The sequence below is a fragment of the Pseudomonas sp. LRF_L74 genome (assembly GCF_965644255.1).
Lineage (GTDB): Bacteria > Pseudomonadota > Gammaproteobacteria > Pseudomonadales > Pseudomonadaceae > Aquipseudomonas.
Genome location: NZ_CBFFRH010000003.1, coordinates 184,130 through 196,755, shown reverse-complemented (window position 1 = coordinate 196,755; position 12,626 = coordinate 184,130). Strand labels below are relative to the sequence as shown.

Here is a 12,626-nt window from a genome sequence, read left to right as displayed (position 1 = left end):
AGGACGCTAGGAGGTCTTGGATGAGCTGAATTGTAATTATATAACGTATCATTTGTCATTCTTTCTAGACGTATCGTTTGCCGACACGTGACCGCGCTTCGCCAAAACGGCATGCGACACAGCCAGCAGAACCAAGGACCTGCCCACAATTTCGCGAGCCAGAGATAAAGAGACTGAGGCGCGCATGCTCACGACCTCGCTGATGAGGCGCTACCATGGCGCCAGTAGCGGTCGCTTCCACGGAGCAGAGCGCAGGGTGATCGGACAAGCGATCCTGTACATGGAGAAGGGAGGGGGAAATGAATCAGCCAGCCAAGGTCTCGGTCGACCTGAGTGGTGTGCCGGAGACACTGCTCTGGCCGTTGTGGTTTCGTGCAAGCGAGTCGCTGAAGGCCGATTCGTTCTTTCACGACCCGATGGGCGTGGAGATCGCTCGACGGATCGACTACGACTTCAGGGTCTTCGGCAAGCCTAACCAGTGGCATGCGGTACGCGCACGGTTCGGCGACGATCTGATCAGCGATTTTCTCACGCGCCATCCGGGCGCAACGGTGGTCTGTCTTGGGGAAGGGCTGGAAACTCAGTTGTGGCGCGTCGATGATGGGCTGGTCAATTGGCTGACCGTCGATTTGCCCGAGTCCATCGAGGTACGACGCCGACTGTTGCCAGAACACCCGCGCAATCGGTTGCTGGCATGCTCGGCGCTCGAACCATCTTGGATGGATGAGGTGGATGGCGCACGGGGTGTGTTCATCTGTGCGGCCGGGTTGCTGATGTATTTCTCCGAGGCCGAGGTGCTCGAACTGATCAGGCAGATCAGCCAGCGTTTGCCGGGGGCCGAGCTGTTCTTCGATAGCATTCCTCCCTGGCTGTCACGCCGCAGCTTGCGTGGAATGCGCATGGGCGGCTCGTATCGGGTCCCCCCGATGCCGTTTGGCCTGGCCCTGGATCAGGTTCAGGCGCTGGTCGACCGGGTGCCTGGTCTGCAACTGCTGCGTACGACGGCTTACTTCGAGGCTTATCCCGAGCGCTCGCCCTGGTGGGCTGCCATCTGCAAGTTTCCACCGCTGCGCAATCTGGCGCCTGGTTTGATCCATGTCCGTGCTTCTCGTTAACGTAGCCGGCAAATCCGTTGGTGCTGGGCGAGGATCCGTCGACCCGAGCCGGGCGCTGAAGGGCCTGACCTTCGGCCAGGGCCGTCACCTCGACAGGTGGCTGGCATTAGGGTCTGTTGCCGTTTCGGCGCAAGCCGCGTTGTCGCGAGAAATACCCCCCCTGGTTAGGCGCAGGACGCAGGCAATGGTCATTCCCTTACCAAGTCCTGCAACGACAGCGGGGGGGGTATTTCTCGCACAACCTAGGCGGCCCCACCCGAAGGGCCGGGCCAGTTTTTACACGATGCAGCGTTACTCGATGGCTCATTTAGCCCACTAAACTTCGCATCTCGCGCCTCGCCTCGTGTAAAAACTGGCTCCGGCGCGGCCGCGACGAAACGGCAACAGACCCTAGCCGAAGGTGGCTTTATTCAGCCCAGTTGCGTATCCAGCACGATCAGTTCACGTTCGGCGCGGGCCAGGGCGGCCTGGGCCTGTTGTTGCCATTTGTCATGCAGTACCGCCAGGTCCGGCTCGGCTTCGGCTCGTAGTTTCCACTGGTAGAGATCATGCCATTTACCCAGGCAGGCCTGGGCGTTCTTCAGTGACGACAGGGTTTTCTTCGGCAAGGGCGAGAGGGCCGGGTAGGCGTCGATGGCGTAGCGCAGTTTCTTGACCAGCACACGCAATTCGTGGCGGTCGAAGCCCTTGTCGTCCAATGCCTGGCGCAGTTCCTCGGCCTGTTTCTTCAAGTATTTGGTTACCGTGCGCCTGGCGCCTTTCAGGGCGCCGCCACGTTCGCTCAGGCGCACGGCCTGGGGCCACTGGTCCAGGCGGGTGAGGAACAGCTGCAGCGGCTCGCTGGCAAGAATGATGGCGTATTGTTGCCGGACCCGCTCGATGCGGGGGGCGACCTGCTCGGTGAAGCCTTCCTTGCGCAGGACGGCGATCATCACTTCCAGGTCGCGGGCCGGGCTGGTGATCCGGGCGAGGGCGCTGGCGGCTTCGTCGAGCTGCTGCATCGGGTCGACGTCGCGAAACGGCCGGATCAGGCTGCGTAGCTTGCGCAGCGAGACCCGCAGGTCGTGCAGGGCTTCTGCGTCGGTCTGCCCTTGCAGGCGGATGACGCTGTGCTGAACCTTGATGTTCAGCTCGAAGAATTGGCTCATCAGCTTGTTCATCAACGACACGGGCAATCCTCACGGCTTGGTTTCTGGCCGGTCCGCGCGAGGCGATACCGGGGCTGGGTTGTGACAGTTTCCCGGATGAACCATTACGAACAGGTTAAACGAAACGCGATCCAGGCGATTGCGTTGTCGCCCGGTGTGTCCTTGGGCTGCCGTCCTGATGGACAATGGCAGCCTGATCCAGCTTGGGAGTGTGATGATGAGCCTGCCGCAACATGTTCGCCTGGTCGAAGTCGGCCCGCGCGATGGCCTGCAGAACGAGCAACGTCCCATCGGCGTGGCCGACAAGGTGCGTCTGGTGGACGATCTGTCCGCAACCGGGCTCGACTATATCGAGGTCGGCAGTTTCGTTTCGCCCAAGTGGGTGCCACAGATGGCGGGCAGCGCCGAGGTCTTCGCTGGCATCCAGCAGCGTGAGGGCGTGGTCTATGCGGCGCTGACGCCGAACATGCGTGGCCTGGAGGCCGCCGTCGAGGCGAAGGTCAGGGAAGTGGCGGTATTCGCCGCCGCGTCCGAGGCGTTTTCCCAGCGCAATATCAATTGTTCGATTGCCGAGAGCCTCGAACGCTTCGCGCCGGTCATGCAACTGGCCAGGGAGCAGGGGATTCGTGTGCGCGGCTACATTTCCTGTGTGCTTGGCTGCCCCTACGACGGTGAGGTCGCGCCCGAACAGGTCGCGGCAATTACCCGGGAACTGCTGGGCATGGGCTGCTACGAGGTTTCCCTGGGCGACACCATTGGCGTGGGCACCGCTGCCGGTACGCGCCGGATGATCGAGGCCGTTGGGCGCGATATTCCCCGGACCAGGCTGGCCGGGCACTTCCACGATACCTATGGCCAGGCCCTGACCAACATCTACGCCAGCCTGCAGGAGGGCGTCACGGTGTTCGACAGTTCCGTCGCCGGGCTCGGTGGCTGCCCGTACGCCAAAGGCGCGACGGGCAACGTGGCGACCGAGGATGTGCTGTACCTGCTCGAAGGCCTGGGGATCGATACGGGAATCGACCTGCTGGCGCTGGCGCGTGCTGGCCAACGTATCTGTGACGTGCTGGACAAGGCGAATGGCTCACGGGCAGCTCGGGCCATACTGTCCCGGCACGAAGCGACTGCGTGAATGCTGTTGCTCCAGCAGCATATGGATATTCTTAATTGATATTTAAATAACTATTTTTATATCTATATAGTCGCTTCCCATGCGTACCTGCCGACCAATCGGCGCGCCGCACAAAACGAACCCGGCAGCGTTCTGCCGCCTTCCAACGTTGCATGCCGTCGATGGCGTGCCATGGAGCCGTTATGTCCGTCGCATCTTCCGTACGTGACGATCGTCCGTCGCAATCTTTCGAAGTCCGCCCCTTTGCCGCTGCCGTCGGCGCCGAGATCGTCGGCCTCGACCTCGGCCATACCCTGAATGACGCCGACTTCGCCCGTGTCCACCGGGCTCACCTGGATCATGGGCTGCTGGTGTTTCGCGACCAGCACATCACGCCCCAGCAGCAGATCGATTTCAGCCGCCGCTTCGGCCCGTTGCAGATTCACGTGCTCAAGCAGTTCCTGCTGGCCAACCATCCGGAAATCTTCATCATCTCCAACATCAAGGAGAACGGTCAGCCCATCGGCCTGGGTGATGCGGGCAAGTTCTGGCATTCGGACCTGTCGTACAAGGAGTTCCCCAGCCTGGGTTCGATGCTCTATGCCCAGGAACTGCCGGAGGAGGGCGGCGACACCCTGTTCGCCAGCCAGCAGGCCGCCTATGACACCCTGCCGAGCGAGCTGCGCCAGGCCATCGATGGCAAGCGCGCGGCGCATTCCTACACCGCCCGCTATGCCGATGAGGTGTTCGCCGGCATCCGTCGGCCGACCCTGACCGAGGCGCAGCTTGCCGAGGTGGTGGCGGTGATCCATCCGGTGGTGCGCACCCATCCGGAAACCGGGCGCAAGGGGCTGTTCGTCAACGAGAACTTCACCACCCACATCCTCGACATTGCCGAGGACGAGAGCCGGCAGATCCTCGCCGAGCTCTATGCCCACAGCGCTCGCCCGGAATTCATCTACCGCCACCAGTGGCAGGACAACGACATGGTGTTCTGGGACAACCGCGCACTGATCCACCTCGCCACCGGTTGCCCGAGCCACCTGCGTCGGCGCATGCATCGCACCACCATCCAGGGCGATGTGCCTTTCTGAGTGCCTTTCTGTGATCCGGCCCGCTGGGCCGTGATAGCCGTCTGATCGAGGAATCTCTTATGAACGCCGTCCTGCAAGGCCACACGGCCAGCGCCTCGGCACTGGCAGCATTGCTGCACGTGGACAAGGTCAGCCTCGAATACCGCACGCCGCAGCGTGTGGTACGGGCGACCCATGAAGTGAGTTTCGATGTGCATCCGGGCGACCGCTTCGTGCTGCTCGGCCCGTCCGGTTGCGGCAAGTCGACGTTGCTCAAGTCGGTGGCCGGTTTCATCGCGCCGACCTCCGGGGAAATCCGCCTGGATGGCCAGCCGGTGCGTCAGCCCGGCCCGGACCGCATCGTCGTGTTCCAGGAGTTCGACCAGTTGCCGCCGTGGAAGACAGTGAAGCAGAACGTCATGTTCCCGCTGCTGGCCTCGCGCACCCTCAAGCGCGCCGAGGCAGAAGCGCGTGCGCTGCACTATCTGGACAAGGTCGGCCTGGCCGCCTTCGCCGATGCCTATCCGCATACCCTGTCCGGCGGCATGAAGGCCCGCGTGGCGATCGCCCGCGCCCTGGCCATGCAACCGAAGATCCTGCTGATGGACGAGCCGTTCGCCGCGCTGGATGCCCTGACCCGGCGCAAGATGCAGGAAGAGCTGCTGCAGCTGTGGGACGAGGTGCGTTTCACCCTGCTGTTCGTCACCCATTCCATCGAGGAAGCGCTGGTGGTCGGCAACCGCATCCTGCTGCTGTCGCCCCATCCGGGACGCGTGCGCGCGGAGATCAACAGTCACCAGTTCGATCTCGGCAGCCTCGGTGGCGTCGAGTTCCAGCACACCGCCCAGCGCATCCACCGCCTGTTGTTCGACGAAGAGGTCGAGCAGGGCTCGGTCGCCGAGTTGCGCTTCCAGGACATCCGCCTTTCCTACTGACACGGGACGCTCATCATGAAACTGACCCCGCCCGTGCGCGAGGAATACGAAATCACCCTGGCGCCGCTCACCGGCCTGCCGCTGGAGCGTGAGCTGCCATTGGCCCAGCGCCTCTGGCAACAGGGCTGGCTCCGCAAGAGCCTGATCCTGCTGGCGCTCGCCGTGCTCTGGGAGGTGGTGGCGCGCTACCAGGGCAACGACCTGATGCTGCCGAGCTTCCTGCAGACCGCCCGGGCGTTCTGCGAGGACCTGGCCAGCGGCGTGCTGCTCGAGCGCGTGGGAATTTCCCTGTCGATCCTGGCCAAGGGGTATCTGATCGGCATCGTCCTGGCCTTTGCCTTGACCACCCTGGCGGTGTCGACCCAGCTCGGCCGCGACCTGCTCAGCACCCTGACCTCGATGCTCAACCCACTGCCGCCCATCGCGCTGCTGCCGCTGGCGCTGCTGTGGTTCGGCCTGGGCCAGGCCAGCCTGGTGTTCGTCCTGGTGCACTCGGTGCTGTGGCCGCTGGCGCTGAATACCTATGCGGGCTTTCTTGGCGTCTCGGAAACCCAGCGCATGGCCGGGCGCAATTACGGCCTGCGTGGCATTCGTTTCGTCCTGCAGATCCTGGTGCCGGCGGCGCTGCCTTCGATTCTCGCCGGGTTGAAGATCGGCTGGGCCTTCGCCTGGCGCACGCTGATCGCCGCCGAACTGGTATTCGGCGCCTCCAGCGGCAAGGGTGGCCTGGGCTGGTACATCTTCCAGAACCGCAACGAACTGTACACCGATCGTGTGTTCGCTGGTCTGGTGGCGGTGATCATCATCGGCCTGGTGGTGGAAAACCTGGTGTTCTCCACGGTCGAGCGCCTGACCGTGAAGCGCTGGGGCATGCAGAGAGGGTAGGCATTCACGAGGGGGCCTTCTTTCCCTCTTTTTCACACGCTGGGCCGCCAAGCCATTCAACGGTGGATGGATGAAGCGCCATCCACCCTACATCGATAGGAAACGACCATGAATCATCGTATTCGCAAGACCCTGCTGGCAGCCGCGCTGCTGGTTCCCGCCCTGGCCCAGGCCGAGGGCAGCATCAGCATCGCCCAGCAGTTCGGCATCGGTTACCTGATCCTCGACGTGGTCAAGGAACAGAAGCTGATCGAGAAGCACGGCAAGGCCGAAGGCCTGGACATCGAAGTCGACTGGCGCACCATATCCGGTGCCACGGCGATGAACGAAGCGCTGTTGGCCAACGCCCTGGACGTGGTGTCTGCCGGCGTACCGCCGATGCTCACCGTGTGGGACCGCACCCGTGGCAAGCAGAACGTCAAGGCCATCGCCTCGTTGGGCTCGATGCCCAACTACCTGCTGAGCAACAAGGCCGAGGTGAAGACCCTCGACGATCTGTCCGACAAGGACCGCATCGCCGTGCCGGCCGCTGGCGTGGGCTTCCAATCGCGTACCCTGCAGATCGAAACCGCCAAGCGCTACGGCAAGGATGATTTCCAGCGCTTCGACAAGATCTCCGTGAGCCTGCCGCACCCGGATGCCACCGCCGCGCTGATCGCCGGCGGTTCGGAAATCACCGCGCACTTCTCCAGTCCGCCGTTCCAGTACCAGGCCCTGGAAAACCCCAAGGTGCACAAGCTGATCAGCTCCTACGACATCCTCGGTGGCCAGGCTACGTTCAACGTGCTGTACACCACGCAAAAATTCCACGACGAGAATCCGAAGACCTACAAAGCGTTCTATGACGCACTGGTCGAGGCCTCGCAGATCATCAAGGCGGACAAGGCCAAGGCGGCGCAGACCTACATCGACGTCGAGCAGTCCAAGCTGCCGCTGGCCTTCGTCAAGAAGATCGTCGAAGACCCGGAAATCGACTTCACCGTGTCGCCGGAGCGCACCTTCATCTACGCCGAGAAGCTGCATGAGCTGGGTGTGCTGAAGAACAAGGCGGATTCCTGGAAGGATTATTTCTTCGAAGAAGCCCACGCCAACCCGGGGAGCTGATTGCCACGGATGAGAAAACGCCCGGTCATGCCGGGCGTTTTTCATGGCGGGCCTGGCTCAGGCCCTGGTTATCCCACTGATGGTGATGCCATAGCGGGTCAACAGCAGGTGGGCCGGTTCGTTCGAACTGTCTTCCGCATCGCTGAAGTCTCCGGCTTCAAGGTTGCTTTCGGCCCATTGCAACAGATGGCTGGCCGCTGCCTCGATGCTCGGTTTGCTCGCGCTTGCCAGATCGAGTTGCTCGGTATTGTTGTCGCGTTGGTAGGCGATGACCCAGGTGCTCATGGGGCGCTCCTTCTCGTTGGTTCTCGTTCAGGAGACAGGCACCAGGCGCCGCAGTTGCAGCAAAGGGATGGGCGGTGCCGGCGTAGGCATGCAGGTCGGCACCGAAGCCGACGCCCCGGCGGCAACACCGCTCGCGGTGCCTGGAGAGGCGCCGCAAGACAGGTTCCTGGAAGGCGCGGGGATCAGCGGAAGGCTGGCACTACGTACTTGATGAACAGCTCCAGGGATTTCTTCTTCTCTGCGTAGGGCAGGCTGTTGTCGGCCCAGAAGCTGAACTCGTCGACACCCAGTTCCTGGTAGTGACGGATGCGCGCGATGACTTCTTCCGGCGTGCCGATCATGGTGTTCTTGCGGATGTTCTCCAGCTCGAACTCCGGACGCTCCTTGAATTTCTCCTCGGGGCTTGGGTCGAGCAGGCCGTCTACCGGGGTGATCTTGTTGCCGAACCAGGCATCGAAGGTGCGGTAGAAACGCGAGATCGCGGCGGCACCGACTTTCCAGCCCTGCGGATCGTCCGCCAGGTGTACGTGGGTATGGCGCAGCACCATCAGTTGCGGGCGCGGGATGCCGGGGTTGTTGGCCAGGGCGGTGTTGAACTTGTTGTTCAGGTCGACCACTTCCTCGTCGCCTTTCATCAGCGGCGTGACCATTACGTTGCAGCCATTGGCGACCGCGAAGTTGTGCGAGTCCGGGTCGCGCGCAGCGATCCACATCGGCGGGTTGGGCTGCTGGACCGGCTTCGGCGACGAGGTGCTGCTGGGGAATTTCCAGAGCTCGCCGTCATGGGCGTAGTTGCCTTTCCACAGCGCCTTGACCACCGGCACCATTTCGCGCAGGTATTTGCCGCCATCGCTGGCTGGCATGCCGCCAGCCATGCGATCGAATTCGTATTGATAAGCACCGCGCGCCAGGCCGACCTCCATGCGACCGTTGCTGATCACGTCGAGCAGGGCACATTCGCCCGCCACGCGGATCGGGTTCCAGAACGGCGCGATGATGGTGCCGGCACCGAGGCGGATGGTGCTGGTGCGTGCCGCCAGGTAGGCCAGGATCGGCATCGGGCTTGGCGAGATGGTGTATTCCATGGCGTGGTGTTCGCCAACCCATACGGTGCTGAAACCGCCTGCTTCGGCCATCAGCGTCAGTTCGGTGAGTTGCTCGAAGAGCTCGGTGTGACTCACCTCCTGGTCATAACGCTCCATGTGGACGAACAACGAGAATTTCATGGGTGCATTCCTCATTTCTTCTGCCCTGCTGGACTCGGCTGGTCAGTAGGGCGCGGTGACTGGCTGATGCCGCAGGCGACGCCGATTATTGTGTGGTTGATGGTATACCATAATATTCGTGCTTGCCATGGGGCATTTGGAGTCAAAGCGCTTTTCTGTGGGGAAGATCGAGGAAGGATAGCGGCGAGAGGTTGATGCGGTTTCAACTTGCATGGCTGGGGTGAGGTAAAGGCGGACGATCAAGATTATTAACCGTCACTCCCGCGAAGGCGGGAGCCCAAATAAAAAGACGTTTCTGGGTTCCCGCCTTCGCGGGAATGACGGCTAAACACACCGCGTAATAACGCTCATCGTTACAGTCCGTAGGGTGGACAACGCGAAGCTTGTCCACCGCTCTGCATGGCTAATTACAGACGTCCGCTCATGCCTCAACGCTGACAGTTAAGACTTAACTGCGTTGCAAGATCCCTAGCGCTTCTGCCACTCATCCCAGCGCTTGGCAATGACCTCGCCATTGATCGCCCAGTACTTGAAGTCGAGGGTGATCTGGCTATCGGCATGTGCGCTGGGAAGGCTCGCGGCTGCTGCGGCTGGCACCAGGGCCGGACTTTCCAGGTTGACCGGCGCGTAGCCGGTGCGCACCGAGAAATCGGCCTGTGCTTGCGGACTGGTGGCGTGGGCGAGGAAGCGCCGTGCGGCGTCCAGCCTGGGGGTGCCACGCGGAATGACCAGGAAATCGCCGGTCACCAGGTTCTGCTGCCAACTGATGCCCACTGGCTCGCCTTCGCTTTGCAGCGCATGGACACGGCCATTCCAGAACATGCCGAGGCTGGCCTCGCCGGACGAGAGCTGTTTCTGTGACTCATCGCCACTGCCCCACCAGATGATGTTCGGCTTGATGCTGTCCAGTTTGCGGAAGGCCCGATCCAGGTCGAGGGGATAAAGCTGCTTGGGGGCGACGCCATCGGCGAGCAGGGCCATCTCCAGCACGCCGGGACTGGACCATTTGTATAGCGAGCGCTTGCCTGGGAAGCGCTGCAGGTCGAACAGGTCTTTCCAACCGCTTGGCGCACTGCCGATTTGCTGGGTGTTGTAGCCGAGAATGAAGGAAAAGTAGAACGAGCCCACGCCATAGATGGTGACGAAGCGCGGGTCGATGGTGCGCTTGCCGAGCTGCTTCATGTCCATGGGTTCGAGCAGTCCTTCGCGGCCGGCGCGCAGGGCGAAGTCCGCCTCCACATCGACCACATCCCAGGTGACGTTGCCGCTTTCCACCATCTGGCGGAACGTCGCATAGTCGGTCGGTCCCGCCTGCTTGACCGTGATCCCCGTGGCCTGGGTGAAGGGCACGGCCCAGGCTTCGGTCTGGGCGGCCTGGGTGGTGCCGCCCCAACTGGTGAAGGTGATGGTTTCGTCGGCAGCCAGAGCTGCGGCGTTGAAGCAGAACTGCATGGCCAGGATGGCCAACAGGGTTTTGCGCATGGAACGTACTCCCTCGTATCCAGAAAACCGCAGACACGGCATGCCTGTCCAACAACGGTGCATCGCGACCACGGGCGTCCCTGACACGGTGCGATGTCTTCTGGATAAACGCTCCTTCGATGCGGCTGTTATGGTTTTTGGTATGCCGTCTTATCGTATTGCAATATCCGCTCCAGATCGAACGGATACGCGCTAGAGCGGTTCTTCTGGCGCGCGCTCGGGAGGCTGGGAAGCGCGGTAGCACGGGCGTTACCCGTGTTACCGGGCGTCGGTGGCAAGCCCAGACCCTAGTGATGAACCTTCAGGTCGCTTTCGTTCCAGGTGTCGTACAGGCAGGCATCGCTTGCCGCCCAGCGGACTCGCGCATGAGCGCCAGCTTGCAGCGGCTGTTGGCTGCCAGACAGCGACTTCAGGGTCAGGCGCGTGCCGCCCTTGGTGATCACGCTGCAGGTCAGGCTTTCACCGAGGAACACCACTTCGCTGACCTGCACCGAGATCTCGTTCCAACCCGCCGGCAGCGGTGTCTGCTGGGCCTGTTCCGGCAGCAGCACCTGGGCTTTTTCCGGGCGCAGCATCAGCAGCACATCCTGGCCGCTCTGCAGATTGCCCGTTGGCGTAATGGCCAGGCTCTGCTCCTCGAACTGCACGGCGGCGTGGCCTGCAGCCTTGGCGCGGAGGAAGTTGGAGTTGCCGAGGAACGAGGCGACGAAGGCGTTCGGCGGGTTCTGGTAGAGGTCGTAACCGGTGCCCAGGCCGACGATCTTGCCGTGACTGAAGATGGCGATGCGCTGGGACAGGCGCATGGCTTCTTCCTGGTCATGGGTGACGTAGACGATGGTGATGCCGAGGCGGCGATGCAGGTGGCGCAACTCGTCCTGCAGGTCTTCGCGCAGCTTCTTGTCCAGGGCGCCGAGCGGTTCGTCCATCAGCAGGATGCGTGGCTCGTAGACCAGGGCGCGGGCGATGGCCACGCGCTGTTGCTGGCCGCCGGACATCTGCGCCGGGCGGCGATGGGCGAACTGCTCTAGCTGCACCAGCTTGAGCATCGCATCGACCTTGCGCTTCTGCTCGTCGGCACTCTGCTTGCGAATACCCAGGGGGAAGGCGATGTTGTCGCGTACGTCGAGGTGCGGGAACAGCGAGTAGCGCTGGAATACCATGCCGATGTCGCGCTTGTGCGGCGGCACGTTGACCAGCGATTTGCCCGACACCAGGATTTCCCCGGAACTGGGCGTCTCGAAGCCGGCCAGCATCGACAGCGTGGTGCTCTTGCCCGAGCCGCTGGAGCCGAGGAAGGTGAGGAACTCGCCGTCCTGGATATCGAGGGAAATGTTGTCGACCGCGGTGAAGTCACCGTAGTGCTTGTTCAGGTTGCGCAGGCTGACCAGCGTCTGCGGCGCCAGGTTTTCGTTGATTACGGCACTCATGGATGATTCTCCTCGGCGCTCAGGCGCGAACTTCGTTGCGCCGGCGCAGGACGGCGGCGATGACCATGACCAGCAGGGACAGACCGATCAGCAGCGTCGAGGCGACGGCGATCACGGGGGTCAGGTCCTGGCGCAGGGTGGTCCACATTTTTACCGGCAGGGTCTGCAGGCCGGGGCTGGCCATCATTACGCTCAACACCACTTCGTCCCAGGACACCAGGAAGGCGAACAGGCCGCCGGCCACCAGGCCAGGGCGAATCGCCGGGAAGGTCACCTTGAAGATCGCCTGCAGGCGCGAGGCACCGCAGATCACCGCGGCATCCTCGATCGACTGGTCGAACAGCTTCAGCGAGTTGATGATCGAGATGATGGTGAAGGGCAGGGCGACGATCACGTGGCTGACCACGAAGGCGAACAGCGTGCCGGTGTAGCCGAGCTTGAGGAACAGTGCGTAGACCGCCACGGCGATGATCACCAGCGGCACGATCATCGGCATGGTGAACAGCGCGTAGAGGAATTCCCGACCCGGGAACTTGCCACGCACCAGGGCGAAGGCGCTGGGCATGCCGATGGCCACGGCGGCCACGGTAGTGAGCAACGCGACCTTGAGGCTGACCAAGGCGGAATCCATCCACTGGGCGTTGGAGAAGAACTGCCCGTACCACTTGAAGGTCCAGCCCGGCGGCGGGAAGACCAGCCACTGCGAGGAGCCGAACGACAGCAGCACGATGAACAGGATCGGCAGCAGCAGGAACACGGCGATCAGCGCGGTGGTGGCGAACAGGCCATAGCGCAGCGGACGGCCCATGGCATTGGGTGACAGCAGCATGGCGGC

Annotated in this window: 12 protein-coding genes; 6 read left to right on the top strand and 6 right to left on the bottom strand. The window is 62.6% G+C overall.

What is annotated here, in order from left to right:
• Positions 1–299: 299 nt before the first annotated feature.
• Positions 300–1,115 carry a class I SAM-dependent methyltransferase gene (locus ACSZPK_RS09520; RefSeq protein ID WP_437881215.1) on the top strand — a complete coding sequence of 272 codons (816 nt, stop codon included), beginning with the start codon at positions 300–302 and terminating at the stop codon, positions 1,113–1,115.
• Positions 1,116–1,525: 410 nt separating this feature from the next.
• Here ACSZPK_RS09520 and ACSZPK_RS09515 read toward each other — a convergent pair whose 3' ends face one another.
• Positions 1,526–2,263, bottom strand: a complete 738-nt coding sequence (locus tag ACSZPK_RS09515) for a CHAD domain-containing protein (RefSeq protein WP_437881214.1) — start codon at positions 2,261–2,263, stop codon at positions 1,526–1,528.
• 217 nt (positions 2,264–2,480) lie between these two features.
• Between ACSZPK_RS09515 and ACSZPK_RS09510 the strand changes: the two genes are divergently transcribed.
• The 5 genes from ACSZPK_RS09510 (at position 2,481) to ACSZPK_RS09490 (ending at position 7,371) form a co-directional block, all read left to right on the top strand.
• Positions 2,481–3,395, top strand: a complete 915-nt coding sequence (locus tag ACSZPK_RS09510; RefSeq protein WP_437881213.1) for a hydroxymethylglutaryl-CoA lyase — start codon at positions 2,481–2,483, stop codon at positions 3,393–3,395.
• 182 nt (positions 3,396–3,577) lie between these two features.
• A complete protein-coding gene (locus ACSZPK_RS09505; protein ID WP_437881212.1) occupies positions 3,578–4,468 on the top strand; it encodes a TauD/TfdA dioxygenase family protein in 891 nt (296 codons plus the stop codon).
• Between the two features lie 59 nt (positions 4,469–4,527).
• Positions 4,528–5,382 (top strand): ABC transporter ATP-binding protein, encoded by an 855-nt coding sequence (locus ACSZPK_RS09500; protein ID WP_437881211.1) that lies wholly within the window; start codon positions 4,528–4,530, stop codon positions 5,380–5,382.
• A gap of 15 nt (positions 5,383–5,397) precedes the next feature.
• Positions 5,398–6,267, top strand: a complete 870-nt coding sequence (locus tag ACSZPK_RS09495; protein ID WP_437881210.1) for an ABC transporter permease — start codon at positions 5,398–5,400, stop codon at positions 6,265–6,267.
• 108 nt (positions 6,268–6,375) lie between these two features.
• Entirely contained in the window at positions 6,376–7,371 is a 996-nt protein-coding gene (locus ACSZPK_RS09490; protein ID WP_437881209.1) for an ABC transporter substrate-binding protein, read from the top strand.
• A gap of 57 nt (positions 7,372–7,428) precedes the next feature.
• Here the strand turns inward: ACSZPK_RS09490 and ACSZPK_RS09485 are convergent, their stop codons facing one another.
• From ACSZPK_RS09485 to ACSZPK_RS09465, 5 genes are all read right to left on the bottom strand, one after another.
• Positions 7,429–7,656 (bottom strand): hypothetical protein, encoded by a 228-nt coding sequence (locus ACSZPK_RS09485; RefSeq protein ID WP_437881208.1) that lies wholly within the window; start codon positions 7,654–7,656, stop codon positions 7,429–7,431.
• A 182-nt stretch (positions 7,657–7,838) separates the two neighbouring features.
• Positions 7,839–8,882 carry an LLM class flavin-dependent oxidoreductase gene (locus ACSZPK_RS09480; protein WP_437881207.1) on the bottom strand — a complete coding sequence of 348 codons (1,044 nt, stop codon included), beginning with the start codon at positions 8,880–8,882 and terminating at the stop codon, positions 7,839–7,841.
• 468 nt (positions 8,883–9,350) lie between these two features.
• Complete coding sequence (locus ACSZPK_RS09475; protein ID WP_437881206.1) at positions 9,351–10,364, bottom strand: ABC transporter substrate-binding protein; 1,014 nt, start codon at positions 10,362–10,364, stop codon at positions 9,351–9,353.
• 287 nt (positions 10,365–10,651) lie between these two features.
• Complete coding sequence (locus ACSZPK_RS09470) at positions 10,652–11,791, bottom strand: ABC transporter ATP-binding protein (RefSeq protein ID WP_437881205.1); 1,140 nt, start codon at positions 11,789–11,791, stop codon at positions 10,652–10,654.
• 19 nt (positions 11,792–11,810) lie between these two features.
• Entirely contained in the window at positions 11,811–12,620 is an 810-nt protein-coding gene (locus ACSZPK_RS09465; RefSeq protein ID WP_437881204.1) for an ABC transporter permease, read from the bottom strand.
• Between the last annotated feature and the right edge of the window lie 6 nt (positions 12,621–12,626).